The organism is Paenibacillus sp. J22P218 (assembly GCF_056269195.1).
The window spans coordinates 1-22,522 of the sequence record NZ_JBWDNL010000011.1 but is presented as its reverse complement, the minus strand read 5'-3'; the positions used below and the strand labels follow the sequence as shown (position 1 = coordinate 22,522).

The window sequence follows — 22,522 nt, the reverse complement described above, 5'->3', positions numbered from 1 at the left end:
GCGCTAACAACAAGCGCGCGAATATAAATGAGTGATGAAGCGGAGGACAATGGAAATGACATTGCTGCAGGTTGAGAACTTGAAGAAGGTATATGCAGATGGAACGGCAGCGCTGAACGGTATTGACTTATCGGTGGAGGCAGGTGAATTCATCGTCGTCATCGGACCGAGCGGAGCGGGCAAGAGCACGTTGCTTCGCTGTTTGAACCAAATGGTCCAGCCGACGTCGGGCAAGGTGCTGTTCCAAGGAACGAACACGACCGGCGTAAGCGGAAGAAAGCTGCGCGAAATTCGTCGAAGCATGGGGATGATCTTCCAAGGCTTCAATCTTGTCGAGCGATTGTCGGTGCTCACCAACGTTCTTCACGGCAGACTCGGTTATATGAGCGCGTGGCGCGGCGCGTTTGGTCTGTTCACGAAGCCGGATGTTGCGGAAGCGACCCGTCTGCTGCAGCGCGTCGGGCTCAGCGAGCAGGTCCATAAGCGCGCCGATGAGCTTAGCGGCGGACAGCAGCAGCGGGTAGGCATTGCCAGGGCGCTGGCGCAGAAGCCGCAGCTTATATTGGCAGATGAGCCTATAGCAAGTCTAGATCCGGCTTCATCGGAAATCGTAATGAACAGTCTTTATACGTTCTGCAAGGAGGACGGCATTGCTTGCTTGTGCAATCTGCATCAAGTCGATGTCGCCAAAAAGTATGCGACGCGCATTATCGGCATCTATAAAGGTACGAAGGTGTTCGACGGTACGCCTGAACAACTGACGGATGAGATGATCGACTTTATCTATAATCAGCATAACGATAAAGCAAGCGATATATCGGAAGCCGATGCTAGACTGGCTCGCGCCCTCAAGAAGGAGACGGCGTAATGATGAAGGCTGAACAGCTGCAGAGAGTACGCCGCGGCAAGCGGAATCAGCTTATTCTATTCCTTGCTTTTCTTGCGGCATTAACGGTATGGTCGGCAATCGGGACGAACTTTACGCCTAATGCGCTATGGAGCGGAATCGGCGACGGTGCGAGATTCCTGTTCGTCGATCTGATGCCGCCGAAGACGGCGGAGCTGCCGAGTCTGATCGGCCCGGCTCTGGACACGATTTATATGAGTTTCGTCGCTATGGTTATTGGCGCGCTCATCGCCAGTGTGCTGTCTATTTTTGCCGCTGCAACCACATCGCCGCATCCGGTGCTGCAAGTGGGCATGCGGGCAGCATCCGCAATGCTTCGCAACGTGCCGGTTATCATATGGACGATCCTGCTTGTTGCTTCCTTCGGGCTGGGCAAGCTAGTCGGAACGATGTCGCTTATTATCGTTTCTATCGGCATGCTTGTCCGCTGCTTCGCGGAATCGCTCGAGGAGATCGATATGGGTCAAGTGGAGGCCCTCCGCTCGACGGGAGCAAGCTACATGCAAGTCATTACGCAAGCGGTGCTGCCGCAATTTCTGCCAAGCCTTATTGGATGGTCGTTATTCAATCTGGAGATCAATGTTCGCGCATCGACTATTGTCGGCATGGTAGGCGGAGGCGGCCTTGGTTTCACGATACAGTCCGGACTAAAGCTATTCCAGTACAAGGAGGTCAGCATGGCGGTGCTGCTCGTGCTGGCGATTGTACTGGCAACTGAGTTTTTGACAAATCGGATTAGGGAGCGGATCATCTAATGGCTACAGCGGCACACACAGGGCAAGCGCCTAAGAACGGGACGCTGCGCGCAAACGGCGAGCGGCGCAGACGGAGCAATCCGCTAAGGTGGTATGGATGGTTCGGTGCGGCGTTTTTCGTATTCAGCCTTATCCAATTACAACTTGATTACAGCCGCATTCTGCCGGGTATTGCAAAGTTCACGAAGACGGCCGGGCTTATGTTCCCGCCGGATGCCTCGCAGTGGAAGCATGTGCTGCTGGCGGCGGTGGAATCGATTCAAGTAGCCATTCTGGGAACGGTGATCGGCATCATCGTCGCGTTTTTCCTGGCATTTCTTGCAGCCGACAATATTGCTCCTAACCGTGCCCTCAGCTGGTTTATCCGCAGCTTTGCGTCGCTCCTTCGAGCAATTCCGACATTGATTTGGGCGCTTATCTTTATCGTCGCGGTCGGCATGGGTCCCTTGCCAGGCGTGCTTGCGATCATGGTGCATGCGATCGGCGGTCTCATTAAAGTGTTCTCCCAATCGCTCGAGGAGGTAGATGAAGGCGTCATTGAAGCGATGCGCTCAACGGGCGCAAGCTGGCTGCAGATCGTGCTGCAAGGCGTATTGCCATGCGCGTTGTCCGCGCTGTTGGCATGGTGCGTCATGCGCTTCGAGGGTGATCTTGCCGAATCTACCATATTGGGAGCCGTTGGCGCAGGCGGGATCGGCTTTGAGCTGACGCATGCGATGCGCAGCTACCATTTTGACGAAGCATTGTTCGTTGGATTAGTTATTTTCATGATGGTGTTCAGCGTCGAGCTGGTGTCCAACCGATTGAAGCTGAGGATGCGCAAGCGGGCTTAACGGGGCGATATTTTGTCGATTCCTAAGAGTTGGTAAATGAGAGTGACAATTCAGAATTTTTAAATTATTATATTGTTCGAAGAGATTATAGATTGTCCATCATGAGCTGCAGCATGGCTTTTGTATATAAAGAAGCTTCAAGGCTTGCGCCCGTCGCAAGCCTTTAGCGAATTATTGGACAAGGAGTGAAGGGAATGCAATTGTATCAATCGAAGTGGAAGCGAACGCTGTTCGCCGTCATTTCCTTCAGCCTGGTGTCGCTTCCTTATTCGGTAGCGGCCGAGGCGGATGGAGAAACGACGGTTCAACTGCGGATCATGGAGACGTCGGACATTCATGTCAATGTCATGAATTACGACTACTTCTCCGACAAGTCGACGGATGAGTACGGGCTTGCGAAGACGGCCACGCTCATCAAGCAGACTCGCCAAGAGTCGCCGAACAGCCTGCTGTTCGACAATGGCGACCTGATTCAAGGCAATCCGCTCGGCGATTACATCGCCACCATCGACCCTCTCCAGCAAGGAGAGACGCATCCCGTATACAAAGCGATGAATTTGCTTGATTACGATGCGGGCAATCTCGGCAACCACGAATTCAACTACGGCCTCGACTACTTGAACACTGCGCTTGCAGGCGCAGACTTCCCTTATGTGAACTCCAACATCTATGTCTACGACGGGGACGCCGACGAGACGAACGACAAGAACCTGTTCACCCCATATCTATTGCTCGACAAAGAAGTGAAAGACAGCACTGGAGCGGCCCATACGCTTAAGGTTGGCGTCATCGGCTTCGTGCCGCCGCAAATTACGCAATGGGACAAAGCCCATCTCGAAGGCAAAGTGGTAGTGAAAGATATCGTAGCCACTGCGAACAAATATGTGCCGGAGATGAAGGCCAAAGGCGCGGATATCGTTATCGCCATTCCGCATTCGGGTTTTGAGGATATTCCGCAGACGCCGCTCATGGAAAACTCCGTTCTCTATTTGAGCAAGGTTAGCGGTATCGATGCCATTCTGTTCGGCCATGCGCACAAAGTATTCCCTGACAAGTCGTTCGAAGGGAAAACAGGCGTGGATCTAACGAAGGGCACGATTAACGGGGTAGCCGCCGTTGAGCCTGGCTTCTGGGGCAACAATCTTGGTATTATCGACCTGACGCTCCAGCAGAAGGATGGCAAGTGGGTCGTTGCCGATTCCAAGTCGTCCGTGAAGCCGATCTTCGATACGGTTAACAAAACGCCGCTTGTCGATGCCGATCCTGCGATCGTCGAAGCAGTGAAGGACGATCATCAGCATACGCTTGATTATATTCGCGGTCCGGTCGGTCAGACGACGGCGCCGATCAACAGCTGGTTCGCCCTCGTACAGGACGATCCATCGATTCAGATCGTAACGAACGCGCAGAAGTGGTACGTCGAGAAGCAGCTTCAAGGAACAGAATATGAAAATATCCCGGTACTGTCGGCAGGTGCGCCATTCAAGGCCGGAGGCCGCCAAGGACCTAACTATTACACGAACATCGCCAAGGGCGATATCGCGATTAAGAACGTAGCGGACTTGTATCTGTACTCCAATACCGTTAATGCGGTACTCGTAACGGGTGCAGAAATCAAGGAATGGCTGGAGTGGTCGGCTGGGCAATTCAATCAGATCGATCCGGCCAGCACGGCGAAGCAGGACTTGGTTAATTACGACTTCCCGACCTACAACTTCGATGTTATTGACGGCATTACTTATCAGATCGACGTGACGAAGCCCGCGAAATACGAGGCGAATGGCACGCTTAAAAATGAAGGGTCAAGCCGTATTGTCGGATTGCAATTCGAGGGCAAGCCGATCAAGGCGGATCAGAAGTTCGTCGTGGCATCGAACAACTACCGCGCTTCTTCGAGCAAGTTCGCTAATCCGGATGGCAAAAGGATCATTCTCGCTTCCCCGGATGAGAACCGCCAAGTCGTAATTGACTACATTCGCTCGAACAAAACGATTAATCCGTCCGCCGACGGCAACTGGTCGCTTGCACCGATTAATGACAAGGTCAACGTGACGTACAAGACTTCTCCGGATGCGAAGTCGATGGACGAAGCGCTCAAATGGCTCACGTACACGGCTACGACGGAAGATGGCTATGCCGAGTTCAAGCTCGACTTGAAAGCTGCGACAACGTCCACGAAGCCGGAACAACCAAAGCCAGAGCAGCCGAAGCCAGAACAACCGAAACCGGAGCAACCAAAGCCGGGAGCGCCTAAGCCTGCCCCGGACGTCACTTACATCGTGAAGAGCGGCGATACGCTTTACTGGATTGCGATCAAACACGGCACAACGTGGCAGAAGCTGGCGAGCTATAATAAACTGGCAAACCCGAATCTCATCTACCCAGGTCAGAAGATCAAGATTCCTGCCAAGTAACATTTAACGGTTGAATAGGACGTTTTCCGCTAATGATAGAGCGGGAAACGTCTTTTCTTATGACTGTCCATTTGAATGCGCAAAAGAGGCCGCCGATTAACTGTGACTAACCAATTGTTGTACGATATATCGTACAAACCAATTTTACGGATAGGTCAAATCAAGGTTTTGATCGAAAAATCGTACAGAATCATCGGCTGCGTAGATGGATTAACCACTTTTATATGATAAATCATATAAGTTTGACAATTTGCCTCTTGTTTAACTGGTCTTGTGTGAAAAATCATATAAAATGTGGTCTTAATCTAATTGGTTAACAATTAATCGACAGCCTCCAATATCCACTCCACGTTCCAATTCAGCGCAAAGCAACTTACCCACAGTTTCCCACATGTTGTGCACCGATTGTTGATAACTTTGTGGATAACTAAACCATTTACGGCTAGCTGGAGCTGCTTAACTATGGTACGTTTTATAAACTAGGTTAGAGAAGGATGGCGATGCAACGATGCGCATACATTCATTTCCTCCAGTCATCGACGGGCGCGCCCGCGTCCTCATCGCGGGTACAGCTCCGAGCGTGAAGTCGCTGGAGCATGGGCAATTTTATGGTCATCCGCAAAATTACTTTTGGCGGATTATATACGGTCTATTCGATGCGGGCGGTCCCGATCCGATCTATGAGAACCGGCTTCATTTTCTGCAGGAGCATAAGCTTGCCGTATGGGATGTGATCGAATCTTGCGTGCGGGAGGGCAGTCTCGATGTGAATATCAAGGAAGAAGTGCCTAACCGTTTCCCGGAGCTGATCGCCGATTATCCTGAGCTTCGCTGTATTGGCTTCAACGGGACGAAGGCTTACGACACGTTTCGCAAATACTACGGAGGCCATGAGAGCTTCCGCGACGTGGCGCTCATTAAGCTGCATTCTTCCAGCCCGATACCAACGAAGCATATGCGAACGCTCGAGGATCGTATCGAGGCATGGACAGTCATTATGCCTTTTATAGCGGAATAAGATGGCCTCGGCGTTGAAATAAATAGTCTTCCTGTATATAGTAGTTACATACGATTAGACTGATATTAGGAGCAAGCAGGGAAATGGGAGACAGCAGGAAAGTACGGATTACGCTGACGAGCACGCAGGACGGAAGCTCATTTAACCATAGCTATACCGGGGAATGGTTCCGCAAGGAGCGGTCGATCTACATCCGATATACGGAAGCGGCAGATAACGACAACCCTGGTGCAGGTGAAGTGCGGACGCTAATTCGTTATCGTCCGGAGGAGCTGTCGATCGTACGGCGCGGAGTCATCGAGTCGGAGCAGCTGTTTACAGCCGGACAACGGCGCACAGGCCGCTACCGCTCGGCAGCTATTGCCTTCGAGCTGGAGACGGATACGTCGAAGCTGGGTCTCACAGGCGCCGGCGGGGCAGCGAATGTAGACGAGCACGGTTTGCCGACCGGGCTGCCATTCACGCTGGAGTGGGCATATGAGATGCGTGTAAATGAACAATCATCGGGTCGATTCGACATTCGACTCTATATACAGGAGGATACTTATTAATGAAAGCTAATGCGCTTGATCAAATGTATGAAAAGGTAAAAATCGCGATTGCCGATGCGGCGGTTGCGGCCGGCTTGGCAGCCAGAGAGGAACTGCCCGTATTCGTGCTTGAGGTGCCGAAGGACAAGTCCCACGGCGATCTGGCAACAAACGCGGCGATGCAGCTGACGAAGCTGGCGAAGAAGAATCCGCGCCAAATCGCTGAGGCGATTATCGCGCATCTCGATACGGAGAAGGCGTCGATTCAATCGGCGGAGATTGCGGGTCCCGGCTTTATTAACTTCCGTATAGAGAAAAGTTATTTATATTCGGTTATTAGCGAAGTGCTGGAAGCGGGAGACAACTACGGTCGCACATCAGATGGCGGCGGTCAGCGCGTACAGGTCGAATTCGTGAGCGCGAATCCGACAGGCAGCTTGCATCTCGGCCATGCCCGCGGAGCGGCGGTTGGCGATGCGCTCTGCAACGTGCTCGACTTTGCCGGTTATGAAGTGACGCGCGAGTACTACATTAACGATGCGGGCAAGCAAGTTGAGAACCTTGCCGTGTCGATTGAAGCGCGTTACCGCCAAGCACTGGGCCAATCGGCGGAAATGCCGGAGGATGGCTACTACGGCGAAGATATTATCGGCTTCGCGAAGCTGCTGGTCGAGCAAGAGGGAGACCGCCTGCTCTCGCTGCCGGACGAGGAACGTTTCACGTTCTTCCGCAGCTTCGGGCTAGAGCGCGAGCTGGATAAGATTAAGCGCGACCTCGGGCGCTTCCGCGTCGGCTTCGACGTCTGGTATAGCGAGACGTCGCTCTATGAGAGCGGGCAGGTTGAGCAGGGCCTAGCAGCTCTGAAGGCTTCCGGTCATGTCTATGAAGAGGAAGGCGCAACGTGGCTGTCCACGATGCCTTTCGGCGACGACAAAAACCGCGTTCTCGTCAAAAACGACGGTTCTTACACGTATTTGACGCCGGATATCGCTTACCACCGCAATAAGTATAGCCGCGGCTTCGATCGGATGATCAACATTTGGGGTGCAGATCACCATGGCTATATCCCGCGCGTGAAGGCAGCTATGGCTGCGCTCGGCAACGACCCGGCGAAGCTGACGGTATTGATTGCGCAGATGGTCAGCCTGTTCCAGAACGGCGAGAAGATGAAGATGTCGAAGCGTACCGGCAAAGCGGTAACGATGGAAGATTTGATGGACGAGGTTGGCGTCGATGCGATCCGTTACTTCTTCACGATGCGCAGCATGGACTCGCATCTTGATTTCGATATGGACCTGGCGATCTCGACTTCGAACGAGAATCCGGTGTTCTATGTGCAGTATGCGCATGCCCGTATCTGCAGCATCTTCCGCCAAGCGGAGGAGCAAGGTGTTGCAAGCGGCGCTGTTGACACGAGCAAGCTGAACTTCGCGAAGCTGAGCGCCGAGTCGGAGTTCGATCTGCTGCGCAAGCTCGGCGAGCTGCCGCAGGAGATTACGGAAGCGGCTGCTCAGCATGCGCCGCACCGGTTGATTCGTTATGTGTACGAGCTGGCCTCGCAATTCCACAGCTATTACAAAGCGGAGCGGGTCATTACGGATGACGCGGAGCAGTCGGTTGCCCGTCTAGCGCTGCTTGGAGCCGTACGCACGGCTATTGCGAACGTGCTGCGCCTCGTCGGCGTATCCGCTCTAGAGCGGATGTAGTACCTCTTCTAACGTGAAAACAAGCCGCAGAGGCTAGGTCTTCTCTACGGCTTGCAATATACGCATCACATCGAGCTCGCCGATTGTTCGGCGGGCTTTGCTGCCTCTTAGGGGCTGTACGGAACGTTTGATAATTGCTTTGATATCGGTTGGCGAGAGGCCGGGCTTCAGCGCAAGCAGTAAAGCTATAGCTCCGCTGACATGCGAGGTAGCCATCGAGGTGCCGCTCATTTCGTTGTATTTGCCCTTCAGCCAGGTGGATACGATCTTATCGCCGGGCGCATAAACGTCGATGTAGGCACCGCGGTTACTGAAGGGAGCGATGCGGCGCATCTTGTTCGTGGCGCCGACGGCAATGGTCTGGGGATAGCGGGCGGGGTAATCGACCGAACGCCGCTTGCCGTCGTTGCCGGATGAGGCAACGATAATGACGCCTGCGTTGTGCGCGTTGATTACCGCGTTAAGCAACGCCTTGCTTCTTGTTTTCATACCGAAGCTCATATTGATAACATCCATGCGGTTTCGGACGCACCAATCGATGCCGAGTATAATATCCGATACGAATGCGCTCCCATTGTGATCGAATGCTTTGACGGGAGAGATGAGGGCGCGCGGCGCAACGCCAATCATTCCTTGAAGCTGGTTGGCTGCGGCAATCGTGCCAGCGATATGTGTCCCATGTCCGTTGTCGTCATGAGGCAGCAAGCTGCGGTTCAACAGATTAATACCGCGAGACAACGATTGCTTGAGGTCGGGATGGTTGAAGTCGATGCCGGTATCGATGACGCCGACCTTTACCTTATGGCCTGTCGTTGCTCCCCATGCTTGCGGAGCTTTTATTTGTTGAACACCCCAGGGTATTCCTTTCTCAATGGAAATCGACTTTTGAGCCGGAGCGGCGTGAACGCTTATTTTGCAGTCTTTCTCAATCCAGACCCGCCCTGAGAATTGCTCGAGCGTCTCCTCGGCTGGCAGCATGCAGGAGAGGCTGCGTATAATAGACATTTGTTTTACCTGCTTTAGCGGCGATTCCGCTGGAACATCGGATAACTGCTGCAGGAAGCGTCGGTAGTCGCTCACATGCTGGAAGCGAACAATGCGCTTCGTTGCGGTGGGATCTGCGCAAGCCATCGTGTCTTGCAACGAGCGGATAAATGCGGCGGTGTCCAAATTTGGCTTCCCTCCCGACGGACGATGCTGAGGTATTGTATGAGCAATCGCACCCGTCGGCGTGAGCAACTTGCCCTTTTTATCATAAATAGGCGAGAAACCGTGTCAAATTCCGTCGCTGGACATAGTATGAACTAGGAGTTCTCAGGGGCTCTTACGTCACCGTTATGCATCAGGCATTTGGTGTCGGATGGATACAGTCAGAGCGGAGGGAGTAATCCCTTCGCTTTTTGCATGAACGTCCAAGCTGTGAGTTGTCTTACGCCCATGTGGAGGTCCCGCCCGATGATGTCAGGAGCCGCTGCGCTATGCCGCTTGCTTTTTTGGACGAAATAGGTTTTACTATACTGTGATAAGCGAGCAATGAATGTGTACATAAATAGATTGGCAAGAAAGGATGTGTCCATATGAGCAGCAGCAATTTTACGTTAAAGCTGGATCCTGAACGTATGAAGGAAATGCCTATGGTCGATTTGGCGTTCGAAGTTCTGAAAGCAGCGAATACGCCTTACTATTACCGTGATCTCATGATGGAGATCGCTAAAATACGCGGTCTTTCCGCGGAAGGTATTAACCAATTCATCGCCCAAGTGTACACGGAGATCAATATTGACGGCCGTTTCGCTTGCGTAGGCAGCAATATGTGGGGACTGAAGCGCTGGTATCCGGTTGAGCGTTCCGAGGATCCGGTAGGCAATGCGAAGCGTACGCGTATTATTAATGACGACGACGATGATGATGACGATCTGTTCGCTGACGAGGAAGAAGATACTTACGCAGCGGAAGAAGAAGATTACGATGTATACGACGAGGACCGCGAAGACTTCGAAGAGGCGGAAGCCGAAGAGGAAGTTGACGAGGAAGTCGTTATCGACGACGAAGAGATTGACGAGGAAGAAGTCGAAGGAGAGCTGGAAGCAGACTCCGAAGACGACGCCGAAGAAGAAGACGAAGAATTTGACGACGAAGACGAGGACGACAAGTAAACCGGTCTTAGAATTCCATGCGAAACGTCAGATGTTGCCGCTTATGGCCAGCAACATCTGTTTACGCTTGACAGCGCCTATAACGGCGGAGTAAACTATTGCATGGGCTTAAGATTCGGTTAACAAATAACGCATATTTATATGCCAATTGGAAAAAGTGCCCCGTGGCTACGGGTGTCACTTTTTTTGTTTGTGAGGGATGCGTCGGCAGGATATATTCCCACAAACTGGATGGACAAGCGGAAGGTATCCGCATCCATGTTTATCGAGTAAATGGGCAAACCTAAACATTAACCATAGGAGCTTGGAGGGTAACATCACAGTGACCAAATATATATTTGTAACCGGCGGCGTAGTATCGTCCCTGGGCAAAGGCATTACCGCAGCGTCGCTCGGTCGTTTGCTGAAGAACAGGGGTCTCAAAGTAACGATTCAAAAGTTCGACCCGTACATTAACGTAGACCCGGGAACGATGAGTCCCTATCAGCATGGCGAAGTGTTCGTCACCGACGACGGCGCAGAAACGGACCTCGACCTTGGGCATTATGAGCGCTTTATAGACATCAACCTGTCGAAGAACAACAACGTAACGACAGGCAAAATTTATTCCAACGTAATTACCAAAGAGCGTCGCGGCGACTACCTCGGCGGCACGGTTCAAGTTATTCCGCATATTACGAACGAAATTAAGGACCGCGTATTCCGCGCAGGCAAAGAAGCGGGTTCGGACGTCGTAATTACAGAAATCGGCGGTACGGTCGGCGATATCGAGAGCTTGCCTTTCCTTGAAGCGATTCGTCAGATTAAGAGCGACATCGGCCGCGACAACGTGATGTATATCCACGTTACGCTTATTCCATATATTAAAGCTGCAGGCGAAGTGAAAACGAAGCCGACCCAGCACAGCGTGAAAGAGCTGCGCAGCATCGGCATTCAGCCGAATGTCATCGTATGCCGTACGGAATATCCGCTTGCTGAGGACTTAAAGCGCAAGATCGGTTTGTTCTGCGACATCGATGCGAATGCAGTCGTAGAATGTCTCGATGCTTCTACACTATATGAAGTTCCATTAATGCTTCGTGAGCAAGGTCTTGACGATATCGTCGTCAACCACCTGAAGCTGACAACGAACCAACCGGACATGACGGAATGGGAAAGCCTTGTTAAGCGCGTGAAATCGCTTGAGAAGACGACTGAAATCGCCATTGTCGGTAAATACGTTGCGCTTCATGACGCTTACCTCAGTATCGTGGAATCGCTTGGCCACGCAGGTATTGATGCGAACTCCGAAATCAAGCTTCGTTGGGTCAATGCGGAAGAGCTTACGGATCAGAGCGTAGCGGACAAGCTGCAAGGCGTTCACGGCATTCTTGTACCTGGCGGCTTCGGCGATCGCGGCATCGAGGGCAAAATTTCGGCTATCCGTTATGCCCGTGAGAACAACGTTCCGTTCTTCGGTATTTGCCTTGGCATGCAGGTCGCTGTTATCGAATACGCGCGAAATGTCGTTGGGCTTGCTAGCGCGAACAGCTCTGAGATTAATCCATCGACACTGTATCCGGTTATCGATCTGCTTCCGGATCAGAAGGATATTGAAGATATGGGCGGTACGATGCGTCTTGGTCTGTACCCTTGCAAAATCGTTCCAGGCTCGCTTGCAGAAGAAGCTTACAACGATGAGCTTGTATACGAGCGTCACCGTCACCGGTATGAATTCAACAATGAATACCGCGAGCGCATTGAGTCGGCAGGATTGCGCATTTCCGGCACTTCGCCGGACGGCCGTCTCGTTGAGATGGTAGAGATGCCTGATCACCCTTGGTTCTTGGCCGTTCAGTTCCACCCGGAATTCACGTCCAGACCGAACCGTCCGCAACCGCTGTTCCGTGGATTCGTTCACGCAGCGCTTAAATATTCCGAGCAATAAAAGACGCTTCGACCTTGCCGCACCTATGACGGCAAGGTCGATTTTTCGTTGATTATTGGGTTTATGTAATCGTTGCCTGCCCAATGCTGCATCATTTACCACCATCCTACAAGTTTTTCAGTGTAAGAGAAGGATTATTTACCCACCTCAGCGAATATATTAGCGATTATGGAAGAGTTGGCCAATTATTGGGCTAAGCTCAGTTGCGGGGGGAATTAGCGTTGGAGAAGAAGAAGGTATTGATCGTCGATGATCAGAACGGCATCCGAATATTGCTGATGGAAGTATTCAGCAGCGAAGGCTACGATACGTTTCAGGCGTCTAACGGCAAGCTGGCTTTAGAAATCGTCAAGCGAGATGCTCCCGACCTCGTATTGCTGGACATGAAGATCCCTGGCATGGATGGACTGGAAATTTTGAAGCATGTGAAGACGATTAATCGCGATATTAAAGTTATTATGATGACGGCCTACGGCGAGCTCGACATGATTAAGGAAGCGACCGATCTCGGTGCCTTAATGCATTTTACGAAGCCGTTCGACATCGACGAGATGCGGATTGCGGTTAATGCAGAGCTGCAAGGCGGCAGCTCTTCGAGTCGATTCGCTATCGGGTCATAAATCGTTTTTACGAACGGCATCGTCGCTAGCTAGCGGCGATGCCGTTTTTTTAAGATTTCTAATCATGTGTAGGATTCCGCCGTTCTGATTGGGATGTGGCCTCTGCTAATACGCTTGCGCGCTTCCTTCACCCTCACCGGAAGGAGTTTTATTCACTATTCCGAAACGCATTATGGTATAATGGCTCAGAATGACGTTTGGCAGCGCGTATAGAGGGTTTGCTTACCGCGCGAATGGTCGCTGGAATACCATATCCAAGCTGTTAAGACGACAGCCAAGCGTAAAATTAGGAGCATAGGACAACATTCCGCCTTATTGAGTTCGGCGGTTTTCCTTTGTTCTCTTCCAATCCACGGGAGGATTAATATATTGATGGAGAAATTGATGATACGCGGTGGACAGCCGCTGCGGGGCACCGTACAGATTAGCGGGGCGAAGAACAGCGCCGTTGCGCTGGTGCCGGCATCTATACTAGCGGAGTCTGAAGTTGTACTTGATAATTTGCCGCTTATTAGCGACGTTGCTGTATACAGTGAAATATTGCAAGAGCTTGGGGCAGTCGTATCGCGGGATAATGATATGATGCGGATTGACCCTACCCATCTGAAGGCCAAGCCGATGCCCAATGGTAAGGTGAAGCTGCTTCGTGCTTCCTACTATTTGATGGGTGCAATGCTTGGCCGTTTCGGCGAAGCGACGATCGGTTTGCCGGGAGGCTGCAACTTCGAGCCAAGGCCAATCGATCAGCATATTAAAGGCTTCGAGGCGCTTGGCGCCACGGTTACGAACGAACAAGGGTCTATCCACATTTCGGCCAAGGAGCTGCGCGGCGCGAAGATTTATTTGGACGTTGCAAGCGTTGGCGCGACGATTAACATTATGCTGGCGGCCTCACGGGCCAAAGGATTAACCGTCATCGAGAATGCAGCCAAAGAGCCTGAGATTATTGACGTAGCTACTCTCCTGAGCGCTATGGGCGCGAAGATCAAGGGTGCGGGAACGGAGACGATTCGGATTGAAGGGGTCGAGAGCCTGCACGGCTGCCGTCATTCCATCATTCCCGATCGAATCCAAGCCGGTACGTATATGATTGCCGCTGCTGCAACGCGCGGCGACGTCTTGATTGACAACGTCATTCCTAAGCATCTCGAAGCGATGACTGCAAAGCTTGAAGAGATGGGTGTCGAGGTGCATGAGATGGATGAATCGATCCGTATTGTTGGATCGCATGAGTACTCCCCCATTGATGTAAAGGCGCTTGTCTACCCGGGCTTTCCGACCGATTTGCAATCGCCGATGACGACGCTGCTAACGCAAGCCAAAGGGGTTAGCATTCTTACGGATACCGTATATGGCACACGCTTTAAGCATGTTCCTGAGCTCTCTCGTATGGGCGCGAATATACGGGTCGAAGGACGATCGGCCGTTATAGAAGGCGGCAGACTGAATGCTGCGAAAGTGAAGGCTGCCGATTTGCGCGCAGGAGCTGCGCTTGTTGTAGCGGCATTGACAGTCGAGGATGGCATTACGGAGATCTCCGGCGTGGAGTACATTGATCGAGGCTATGACAATCTAGTCGAAAATCTAAGACGTTTAGGCGCAGATGTGTGGCGTGAGCAAGATACTTCAGTAGAAGACTAACTAGCAGAAGCGGGGGCGCTGTGGAATAGACGGCGTCCGATTCGGCAATGATGGATAATCAAGCAATTATAATGAAAACTGAATAGAGTGGTGAGAACATGACGGACCTTCAGATCGCGGATCTGGAAGAGATGAAGTTGACCGAACTGTACAAACTAGCGAAGCAATATCAGATCGCTTATTATGGTCAGTTGAAGAAGAAAGAACTAATTTTTGCGATATTGCGCGCGCAAGCGGAAAAAAGCGGACTTATGTTTATGGAAGGCGTATTAGACGTTTTATCGGAGGGTTTCGGTTTCCTGCGCCCTATTAATTACTTGCCGAGTAAAGAGGATATTTATATTTCTGCTTCCCAAATTCGTAGATTCGACCTTCGTAACGGCGATCTCGTATCCGGCAAATGCCGTCCTCCTAAAGAAAACGAACGTTACTTCGGCCTGCTGCAGGTAAATGCCGTTAACGGTGAGAACCCTGAAACTGCAGCCGAACGCCTGCATTTCCCTGCCCTTACTCCTCTCTATCCCGATAAGAAGCTTGTGCTAGAGACAGCGCAATCCAAGCTGTCTACGAGAATGATGGATTTGCTTGCACCGGTTGGACTTGGTCAGCGCGGGCTTATCGTAGCGCCGCCGAAGACAGGTAAGACACTGTTATTGAAGGAAATTGCGCATAGCATTACGGAGAATCGTCCCGATATCGAGCTGTTCGTACTCTTGATTGACGAACGCCCGGAAGAAGTAACGGATATGCAGCGTTCTGTGAAGGGCGAGGTTGTTGCGTCGACTTTCGACGAGCTGCCTGAGAATCATATCAAAGTAGCGGAGCTTGTGCTTGAGCGCGCGCTGCGACTTGTCGAGCACAAGAAGGACGTCGTAATTTTGATGGATAGTATTACACGTCTGGCTAGAGCTTACAACCTTGTTATTCCTCCATCAGGCCGCACGCTGAGCGGCGGTATCGATCCTGCTGCATTCCATCGTCCGAAACGATTCTTCGGTTCTGCGCGCAATATCGAAGAGGGCGGAAGCCTTACCATATTGGCTACTGCGTTGATTGAGACGGGGTCGCGTATGGATGATATCATTTATGAAGAATTTAAAGGTACGGGCAATATGGAGCTTCATCTGGACCGTAAGCTGTCGGAACGCCGTATATTCCCTGCTCTCGATATTCGCAGATCGGGCACGCGCCGCGAGGAAATGCTGCTCACGAAGGAAGAGCTTGAGAAAGTATGGTCGATTCGCCGCAATATGAACGATTCGCTTGAATTTGTGGACAACTTCTTGAAGAAGCTGGCCGATAGCAAGAACAATGAGCAGTTCCTCATGTCGCTGGATACATCCGCGGATGCGAAACCGGAACGCCCAAGCATAAAAAGCGGCAGTACGTCGACTACCGGCCGGCGCCCAGCGCCAAGAACCACGACGCACGGATCGTAAGGCCGCAGGAAGGAGAACATCATGAATCTCGTATATGCGGATGAACATGGAAATGTATTCGACCATCCCGATTATATCGGGCTTGGCCGCAGCGGCGATATGATCGTCGAAATTATGGAAGAAGAGCTCATTCCGCTCCCTAACGGAGCGACGCTTGTGAGCCTTCCTTTCACGAAGCCGATCGGTCTGAACCCAAGCAATGGCCAGATGCAAGTGCTGCCTGACGGTGCGCAAGCAGTTGGCGCCTTGCTTCCGCAAGGTTTCACAAGACTTTGCTTGCCCGGCTACGTGAAGGCCGACAAGAATGAGAAGCTGCCGTTATTCGGCTATACCGCAGTCGTGTGGAAGGACGATCAGTTCTATGTGACGGCTGAACAATGCGACGATCCGGAGAGATGGGATCCACTTAATTGCGATCGCGATGAGCTCGGTATTCAAGTCGATCGAATTTTGACCAAATATCCGGAAAATCGGTTGTATAAGCATCTGTCTAATTGCGCTCTCGGTTACGAATGCCTGACGTCCTCGAACACGTTCCTCGGACGCTGGGAAGGCGCTGTTCCAGTATCGTATTCCTGCAACGCAGGATGCTTTGGCTGTATATCCGAGCAACCGGACGACAGCGGCTTCGTTGCTCCTCAGACGCGGATGAACTTCAAGCCGACCGTCGACGAAGTAGTCGAGGTTATGCTGGAGCATTTGCGTACGCCGGACGCGATCATTAGCTTCGGTCAGGGCTGCGAGGGCGAGCCGTCCACGCAAGCACGCATCATTGTTGAAGCGATGAACCGTGTGCGCAGCCAGACGTCGAATGGTTATATCAACATTAATACGAATGCCGGGTTAACCGACTTCATGCGCGCAATAGTTGATGCAGGCCTTGATCTGATGCGGGTCAGCACGATCAGCGCGCTGGACGAGCATTACAATGCTTATTACAAGCCGCGCGGCTACACGCTTCAGAACGTGGAGAAGTCGCTTAAGTACGCTACCGACAAAGGGGTATATACTTCCATTAACTACTTGATCTTCCCTGGCGTAACGGATCGCGAGGAAGAGATCGAAGCGATGATCGGTTTCGCGAAGCGCACAGGCCTTAAGCTTATTCAAATGCGCAATCTGAATATCGACCCTGAGAGCTATCTGTCGATTATTCCGAAGGCGCAGGGTGAGATTTATGGCATGAAGCAAATGTTGGAAATCTTCCGCGAGGAACTGCCGGATGTCGTCATCGGATCGTATACGCACATACCGCCAACGGCACTTCGTCGTTAACATTAAGGGATCGCCTTCCGTCTCGGGACGGAATTGGCTTCCAAATCTCGCAATATCAACCGATTGCGCTTATTGCAACTGAAAATCGGTTCGTGCTATAATCCTAGTTGTGTGATTATACTCTGGGCTCGCATGTAGCTCAGGGCGGAAAGAGGTGAACGAGATGAAACCAGCTATTCATCCGACATACCACGTCGTTACAGCAACTTGCGCTTGCGGCAACACTTTCGAGACAGGATCGATCAAATCGACCCTTCGCGTTGAGGTTTGCTCCGCATGCCACCCGTTCTTTACGGGTAAGCAGAAGTTCCTGGATGCCGGCGGTCGCGTCGACCGTTTCAAGAAGAAATACGGCATTTAATTGTCCGAATCATTCGGCCAATATTTGGCAGAATACAAGAGCCTCCCTCAGCCATCCTATGGTTAAAGGGAGGTTTTTTGATTGCAAAATAATAACGGGGCTCTTCATAACCGGATACGCACAGCCTTAGTAACAACAGGAGTTATTGCCGTAATGGCTCTGAGCGCAACGGGCTGCGGCAACCAAACCTCCGACCATATGAAGACGTACGGCCATGATGGATATATGGGCTACTCGAACAGTAATCCGAACATGCCGAATCGATTCGGCACGCTGAATTACAATGTAGACGGTAACTTGATCGAGCAAGTGCTGAAACCGATAGACGGCATTGAGCAGACGCAAATTATTTTCAACGGTACCACGGTGCATGTGAATTTGAACGTTAATGATAAGCTGTCGGACGCAGATGTAGCTAAGGTCCGTGAGAAGGCGCAGTCAGTCGTCCAATACAATATGCCTAGATATAACGTGCATGTCGAAGCGAAGCGGTAGTCGATTGCCAGCTCCTGCAAAGGTTGTCCATAAATTAACGGACAACGTCGGTTGCGCTTTAGTACGGAATCGGCTATACTTATTTTTGCCGTGCTAGACGGGGAGGTAGCGGTGCCCTGTAACTCGCAATCCGCTGTAGCGAGGTTGAATTCCTGCTCGAGGTTATGTCGATATGGGGTTTGGCACTTGCGAGCAGTGTTGACAGTCGGGTCCTCCGCAATGAACGCTTATGAACCCGGTCAGGTCCGGAAGGAAGCAGCCGTAAGTAGGTTAGTTCATGTGCCGGGGGAGTGCCTGACTCGAGCTGTAGTGCAAGGATGCCGCCTGGGTCGCATCTATCGAAGGCAGGTGCACGGTACAACGAACTATCATGCATGCAATAGCCAACTTTACAAATAACATCTTCGATCGAAGCCCGATCTCAAGTCGGCGCACGCGGCCGCAGATGTTTTTTTGGTTATCGGGTTATCGCTATTATTCTAGTAAATTGATAAAGGGCAACAGCTTCTGCTTCTTGGTCTAGAGATAGCCCTTTGCTGTGCGTTCATGTATAATAGAGGCATTGGGATTAGAGCTAAGATAAACCATTTATATGCAATCCGAAAGGAAAGGTCTGTGTGTCACATATCGCATTATATCGTGCCTGGCGTCCGCAGACGTTTCAGGACATGGTCGGACAACGGCATATTATTCAGACACTACAGAATGCGATCAAGGAGCAGCGCGTATCGCACGCTTATTTGTTCAACGGCCCGCGGGGGACAGGAAAGACGACTGCCGCGAAGGTGTTGGCGAAAGCGGTTAACTGCGAGCGAGGTCCTGCCATTGAGCCCTGCAACGAGTGCGATGCTTGCCTTGGAATAACAGCTGGACATATTATGGATGTCGTTGAGATTGACGCAGCATCCAACCGAGGAATCGATGAGATTAGGGATATACGCGACAAGGTGCGGTATGCGCCGTCGGATGTCCGTTACAAAGTTTATATTATAGATGAAGTACACATGCTTACTACGGAAGCTTTCAATGCGTTGCTTAAGACGCTGGAGGAACCTCCGGGCCATGTGATTTTTATATTGGCGACGACTGAGCCTCATAAGCTGCCGGCAACGATTATATCGCGATGCCAGCGATTCGATTTCCGTCAAGTATCGCTTGAAGAACAGACGGAACGATTGCTGCAAATTTGCCGTGAAGAAGGCATACAGGCGGAGGATGACGCCATTTCGTATATCGCTCGCTTATCGGAGGGCGGTATGCGTGACGCGATCAGCTTGCTGGAACAGGTATCGGCGTTTGGCGATTCCCATATTACGCTGTCTGCAGCTGTTGATGTGACAGGCGGTATGGCAGCAGATCAATTCTACGAGCTGGCCGATGCCGTCAAAGATCGGAACGTAGCGAGAATCATGCCGCTTGTAGAAAGTCTGATGCAAGCAGGCAAGAGCGCTGATAAGTGCTTAGAGAACTTGATTTACTATTTCCGCGACTTGCTCGTCCTTAAGCTCGCCCCACAGGGCGGAGCTGTAACGGAGAGAGTCGTCGATACAGAACGATTCCGATTGATGGCTGATGCTTATACCTCTCAGAGGCTGTTCGCTATGATTGATACGCTTAACAAATATCAGGTCGAGCTTAAGCATGCATCACAGCCTCAGACATTATTTGAGGTTGCGCTTATGAAGTTATGTACGCTTGATGAGGGATTGGGAGCTGGCGGTGAAGGACAGTCGCAGCAAGGTGCTGCTTCTGGCTCCGCTGCGCCTTCCGTGGAAGTGAATCGATTGCGTCAGCAGGTTGAGGCGCTGGAGCGCAAGCTGGAGCAAGCGCTTCAGAATGGCATCGCTGCATCTGGAGCTGGCGGAGACGCTGGAGGACGACAAGCGGCACCTGCAGCCCGAAGCGGTGGGGGCGGCTCGCGAGGCGGAGGCTTTGGCGGCAGCTCGGGCGGTATTGTCCGTTCAGCCGTTAAGCTGGATCGTTACTTAGCGGCTGCGGGCAACGATGATTTTAATCAAGTTCGCATGAAATGGAGCGCCGTGCTCCAGCGTGTGAAGGAGACGAAGATCACGGTGCATGCTTGGTTGACCGATGGCGAACCAGTTGCCGTCGCGGATGACACGCTTCTTATTGCATTCAAGAATACGATGCATAGGGAGACAACCGAGAAGCAAGCGCACCGGGATATCATCGAGCAAATACTGCGTGAGTTAATGGGCAAGCCGCTTCAATTCGTTACGTGTATGATGAAGGAGTGGCAAGCAGCCACTGCTGATGGGGGAGCCTCGAAGCAGGGCGAGACGCTTCAGCTCGAACCCGAGCAAGGCGATGGTCCTGCTGCAGGAGCGCAACGTCCGGAGTGGGTTGAAGAAGCAGTAAGGTTGTTTGGCGAGGATTTGGTCGTTGTGAAAGAGAATACTTAATTAAACTTAATTCTAATGATGAGGTGATTTGGAATGAACAATATGAACCAAATGATGAAGCAAGTAAAGAAAATGCAAGATCAAATGATGAAGGCGCAAGAAGAACTGGAAACAAAGACGCTTGAGGGAACTGCTGGCGGCGGCGTTGTTACGGTTGTTGCCAATGGCCACAAGAAAATTTTGAGCATTACGATCAAGCCGGAAGCCGTAGATCCGGAAGATGTAGAAATGCTGCAAGATCTTGTATTGACGGCAGTTAACGATGTGCTAAGTAAAGTCGACGAGCTTGCGAACAAAGATATGGGCAAATTTACTGGCGGTATGAAAATCCCAGGTTTGTTCTAGGAGTTCTAGGAAGCGAGCAATCGCACCTAGCTTTTGACGCTTGAAAGGAGCTGTAGCATCTTTGTTTTACCCTGAACCGATTGCGAAATTAATTGATGCTTTTACCCGTTTGCCGGGAATCGGTCCTAAGACAGCCGCCCGTCTTGCGTTTCATGTGCTCCGAATGAAGGAAGACGATGTCATTGATTTTGCGAAGGCGCTTGTAAGTGTGAAGCGTAATTTGTTCTACTGCTCGGTCTGCTGCAACATTACAGATACCGATCCGTGCAAAATATGCCAAGACAAGTCTCGCGATCAATCCGTCATATGCGTTGTGCAGGATTCCAAAGATCTTGTTGCAATCGAGAGAATGAAGGATTACCAAGGACAATATCATGTGCTGCAAGGTGCGATATCGCCAATGGAGGGTATCGGTCCTGAAGAGATCAAGATTGCCGAGCTTCTTAGAAGACTAAGCGATGAACAGGTGCAAGAGCTGATTTTGGCCACGAACCCGAATATCGAGGGCGAAGCGACAGCGATGTATTTATCGCGGCTCGTTAAGCCGTTCGGCATCAAAGTTACACGTATTGCTCACGGTTTGCCGGTCGGCGGGGATCTTGAGTATGCAGATGAAGTAACATTATCCAAAGCCATTGAGGGTCGGCGAGAGCTAAGCTAGATGGCTGCAATAGAGACTGCTTCGAGGAATGATTTCCTTGAGGCAGTCTTTTTTTGTTCTAATTCGGCATACAAGCCTAATACAAATAGGAGAGCGTAGATGATGCGATAGGACAAGCGGGAGGGGATCGTGATGGCAGCAGAACGACCGGTGACAATTGTAAGCGACTTAGAATGGATAGAAAAGCTGCGTAAGGAAATAGCAGAAGCACATCGAGATTGGGAAAACGCGAATCGCTTCTTCGAGTATGCTTCAGGCGAGGATCAGGTGGATTATGCGATCTATGCGATCATTACAGCTGAGAAGAGATACGAAATGCTTCTTCGACTTGCAAAAAGAACATGCAAACATTGGCCGCAATGGGGAGGATTGATGAAATGAAAACAATTTGGTTAGCCATGTTCGTTGTATCATCGTTATTGCTTATCATGGTATTGCTGCGCAATCGACTGTCATGGGGGTGGTTGCGAGGCTTTGGCTTGCACCTGGTGCTTGCGGCGGCATTGCTATACGTGCTAAATGCAACTGAGGTTATACCGGGTCTGCACGTTCCGCTCAATCCGATAACGATTGGGACGGTCGTCGCGCTGGGCGTGCCCGGAGTAGCGCTAATCGTTGGGTTGCAGTGGGTGGTCGTATGAGCTCTACATAAAGTTTAGGCAAAAGGTTGACGCCATCCGTCGATCTATGCTACATTATATCTCGCGCCTAGAACAGTAGTAATGAAGGCCAAGAAAACTTTTTAAAAAAAGTGCTTGCATTAAAATGGGCGAATGTGATATATTATAAAAGTCGCCGCTGAGACAAAGCGCCGACACGGAAGACAAGTGATTGTTCTTTGAAAACTGAACAACGAGCGAAACTGCCAGTTAAGAAGCTTCGGCTTCTGACTAAAGCAATAAAATGTTTTTGAGCAAGTCAAACACCTTTATGGAGAGTTTGATCCTGGCTCAGGACGAACGCTGGCGGCGTGCCTAATACATGCAAGTCGAGCGGAGTTATTCCTTCGGGGATGA

The 22,522-nt window shown here is 51.3% G+C and carries 21 protein-coding genes, 1 rRNA gene and 1 other RNA gene; 22 read left to right on the top strand and 1 reads right to left on the bottom strand.

The features are described 5' to 3' along the window. The first annotated feature begins 55 nt into the window (after window positions 1–55). The 7 genes from phnC to argS all read left to right on the top strand — a co-directional run bounded on the left by phnC (window position 56) and on the right by argS (window position 8,163). A complete protein-coding gene (phnC, locus tag AC0YN0_RS30165; protein WP_475824595.1) occupies window positions 56–868 on the top strand; it encodes a phosphonate ABC transporter ATP-binding protein in 813 nt (270 codons plus the stop codon). Next, window positions 868–1,662: a phosphonate ABC transporter, permease protein PhnE gene (phnE, locus tag AC0YN0_RS30160; RefSeq protein ID WP_475824594.1), complete on the top strand. Its 795-nt coding sequence runs from the start codon at window positions 868–870 to the stop codon at window positions 1,660–1,662. Before phnC ends, phnE (AC0YN0_RS30160) begins: the two co-directional genes overlap by 1 nt. Beyond that, window positions 1,662–2,495, top strand: a complete 834-nt coding sequence (gene phnE, locus AC0YN0_RS30155) for a phosphonate ABC transporter, permease protein PhnE (protein ID WP_442052015.1) — start codon at window positions 1,662–1,664, stop codon at window positions 2,493–2,495. The genes phnE (AC0YN0_RS30160) and phnE (AC0YN0_RS30155) overlap by 1 nt, the downstream gene beginning before the upstream one ends. A 194-nt stretch (window positions 2,496–2,689) precedes the next feature. Then, entirely contained in the window at window positions 2,690–4,909 is a 2,220-nt protein-coding gene (locus tag AC0YN0_RS30150; protein ID WP_475824593.1) for a bifunctional 2',3'-cyclic-nucleotide 2'-phosphodiesterase/3'-nucleotidase, read from the top strand. Between the two features lie 508 nt (window positions 4,910–5,417). Continuing rightward, a complete protein-coding gene (locus tag AC0YN0_RS30145; protein ID WP_475824592.1) occupies window positions 5,418–5,927 on the top strand; it encodes a DNA-deoxyinosine glycosylase in 510 nt (169 codons plus the stop codon). Window positions 5,928–6,010: 83 nt separating this feature from the next. Beyond that, on the top strand, window positions 6,011–6,478 hold the full coding sequence (locus tag AC0YN0_RS30140) for a YwiB family protein (RefSeq protein WP_475824591.1): 468 nt from the start codon (window positions 6,011–6,013) through the stop codon (window positions 6,476–6,478). After that, a complete protein-coding gene (gene argS / locus AC0YN0_RS30135; RefSeq protein WP_475824590.1) occupies window positions 6,478–8,163 on the top strand; it encodes an arginine--tRNA ligase in 1,686 nt (561 codons plus the stop codon). The genes AC0YN0_RS30140 and argS overlap by 1 nt, the downstream gene beginning before the upstream one ends. Window positions 8,164–8,196: 33 nt before the next feature. On the opposite strand, the gene AC0YN0_RS30130 is transcribed toward argS, so the two are convergent. Continuing rightward, window positions 8,197–9,333, bottom strand: a complete 1,137-nt coding sequence (locus tag AC0YN0_RS30130) for a S8 family peptidase (protein WP_475824589.1) — start codon at window positions 9,331–9,333, stop codon at window positions 8,197–8,199. A 407-nt stretch (window positions 9,334–9,740) separates the two neighbouring features. On the opposite strand from AC0YN0_RS30130, the gene rpoE reads away from it, so the two are divergent. The 15 genes from rpoE to AC0YN0_RS30055 form a co-directional block, all read left to right on the top strand. Beyond that, the gene (gene rpoE, locus AC0YN0_RS30125; RefSeq protein WP_475824588.1) at window positions 9,741–10,319 is read left to right on the top strand and encodes a DNA-directed RNA polymerase subunit delta; all 579 of its coding nucleotides are present in this window, start codon (window positions 9,741–9,743) and stop codon (window positions 10,317–10,319) included. A gap of 322 nt (window positions 10,320–10,641) precedes the next feature. Beyond that, entirely contained in the window at window positions 10,642–12,246 is a 1,605-nt protein-coding gene (locus tag AC0YN0_RS30120) for a CTP synthase (protein WP_475824587.1), read from the top strand. 221 nt (window positions 12,247–12,467) lie between these two features. Then, complete coding sequence (locus AC0YN0_RS30115; RefSeq protein ID WP_337102246.1) at window positions 12,468–12,866, top strand: response regulator; 399 nt, start codon at window positions 12,468–12,470, stop codon at window positions 12,864–12,866. A 372-nt stretch (window positions 12,867–13,238) separates the two neighbouring features. Then, on the top strand, window positions 13,239–14,507 hold the full coding sequence (locus AC0YN0_RS30110) for a UDP-N-acetylglucosamine 1-carboxyvinyltransferase (RefSeq protein ID WP_442052023.1): 1,269 nt from the start codon (window positions 13,239–13,241) through the stop codon (window positions 14,505–14,507). Window positions 14,508–14,605: 98 nt separating this feature from the next. After that, window positions 14,606–15,946, top strand: coding sequence for a transcription termination factor Rho (gene rho, locus AC0YN0_RS30105; protein WP_442052024.1), 1,341 nt, complete (start codon window positions 14,606–14,608; stop codon window positions 15,944–15,946). Between the two features lie 21 nt (window positions 15,947–15,967). Continuing rightward, window positions 15,968–17,221: a radical SAM family protein gene (locus AC0YN0_RS30100; RefSeq protein ID WP_442052025.1), complete on the top strand. Its 1,254-nt coding sequence runs from the start codon at window positions 15,968–15,970 to the stop codon at window positions 17,219–17,221. Between the two features lie 163 nt (window positions 17,222–17,384). Next, window positions 17,385–17,582 (top strand): 50S ribosomal protein L31, encoded by a 198-nt coding sequence (gene rpmE / locus AC0YN0_RS30095; protein WP_307208422.1) that lies wholly within the window; start codon window positions 17,385–17,387, stop codon window positions 17,580–17,582. Window positions 17,583–17,663: 81 nt separating this feature from the next. Then, a complete protein-coding gene (locus tag AC0YN0_RS30090) occupies window positions 17,664–18,077 on the top strand; it encodes a hypothetical protein (protein WP_475824586.1) in 414 nt (137 codons plus the stop codon). Window positions 18,078–18,165: 88 nt separating this feature from the next. Continuing rightward, window positions 18,166–18,433: signal recognition particle sRNA large type (gene ffs / locus AC0YN0_RS30085), an RNA gene on the top strand. A gap of 261 nt (window positions 18,434–18,694) precedes the next feature. After that, entirely contained in the window at window positions 18,695–20,500 is a 1,806-nt protein-coding gene (gene dnaX, locus AC0YN0_RS30080) for a DNA polymerase III subunit gamma/tau (RefSeq protein ID WP_475824585.1), read from the top strand. Between the two features lie 33 nt (window positions 20,501–20,533). Beyond that, window positions 20,534–20,845 carry a YbaB/EbfC family nucleoid-associated protein gene (locus AC0YN0_RS30075; protein WP_442052028.1) on the top strand — a complete coding sequence of 104 codons (312 nt, stop codon included), beginning with the start codon at window positions 20,534–20,536 and terminating at the stop codon, window positions 20,843–20,845. Window positions 20,846–20,906: 61 nt separating this feature from the next. Then, complete coding sequence (gene recR / locus AC0YN0_RS30070; RefSeq protein ID WP_307208436.1) at window positions 20,907–21,506, top strand: recombination mediator RecR; 600 nt, start codon at window positions 20,907–20,909, stop codon at window positions 21,504–21,506. A gap of 132 nt (window positions 21,507–21,638) precedes the next feature. Further along, window positions 21,639–21,887: a DUF2508 family protein gene (locus tag AC0YN0_RS30065; protein ID WP_475824584.1), complete on the top strand. Its 249-nt coding sequence runs from the start codon at window positions 21,639–21,641 to the stop codon at window positions 21,885–21,887. Then, window positions 21,884–22,147, top strand: a complete 264-nt coding sequence (locus AC0YN0_RS30060; protein WP_442052030.1) for a pro-sigmaK processing inhibitor BofA family protein — start codon at window positions 21,884–21,886, stop codon at window positions 22,145–22,147. The genes AC0YN0_RS30065 and AC0YN0_RS30060 overlap by 4 nt, the downstream gene beginning before the upstream one ends. A 286-nt stretch (window positions 22,148–22,433) precedes the next feature. Further along, a 16S ribosomal RNA gene (locus AC0YN0_RS30055) occupies window positions 22,434–22,522 on the top strand; the annotation flags it as partial.

Bases quoted from the DNA above. Each gene is read 5' to 3' on its own strand.
- AC0YN0_RS30140 (WP_475824591.1), top strand. From the start codon at position 6,011: ATGGGAGACAGCAGGAAAGTACGGATTACGCTGACGAGCACGCAGGAC.
- AC0YN0_RS30100 (WP_442052025.1), top strand. From the start codon at position 15,968: ATGAATCTCGTATATGCGGATGAACATGGAAATGTATTCGACCATCCC.
- rpmE (WP_307208422.1), top strand. From the start codon at position 17,385: ATGAAACCAGCTATTCATCCGACATACCACGTCGTTACAGCAACTTGC.
- argS (WP_475824590.1), top strand. From the start codon at position 6,478: ATGAAAGCTAATGCGCTTGATCAAATGTATGAAAAGGTAAAAATCGCG.
- AC0YN0_RS30060 (WP_442052030.1), top strand. From the start codon at position 21,884: ATGAAAACAATTTGGTTAGCCATGTTCGTTGTATCATCGTTATTGCTT.
- AC0YN0_RS30150 (WP_475824593.1), top strand. From the start codon at position 2,690: ATGCAATTGTATCAATCGAAGTGGAAGCGAACGCTGTTCGCCGTCATT.
- AC0YN0_RS30065 (WP_475824584.1), top strand. From the start codon at position 21,639: ATGGCAGCAGAACGACCGGTGACAATTGTAAGCGACTTAGAATGGATA.
- AC0YN0_RS30075 (WP_442052028.1), top strand. From the start codon at position 20,534: ATGAACAATATGAACCAAATGATGAAGCAAGTAAAGAAAATGCAAGAT.
- phnE (WP_442052015.1), top strand. From the start codon at position 1,662: ATGGCTACAGCGGCACACACAGGGCAAGCGCCTAAGAACGGGACGCTG.
- phnE (WP_475824594.1), top strand. From the start codon at position 868: ATGATGAAGGCTGAACAGCTGCAGAGAGTACGCCGCGGCAAGCGGAAT.
- rho (WP_442052024.1), top strand. From the start codon at position 14,606: ATGACGGACCTTCAGATCGCGGATCTGGAAGAGATGAAGTTGACCGAA.
- rpoE (WP_475824588.1), top strand. From the start codon at position 9,741: ATGAGCAGCAGCAATTTTACGTTAAAGCTGGATCCTGAACGTATGAAG.
- phnC (WP_475824595.1), top strand. From the start codon at position 56: ATGACATTGCTGCAGGTTGAGAACTTGAAGAAGGTATATGCAGATGGA.
- AC0YN0_RS30145 (WP_475824592.1), top strand. From the start codon at position 5,418: ATGCGCATACATTCATTTCCTCCAGTCATCGACGGGCGCGCCCGCGTC.
- AC0YN0_RS30110 (WP_442052023.1), top strand. From the start codon at position 13,239: ATGGAGAAATTGATGATACGCGGTGGACAGCCGCTGCGGGGCACCGTA.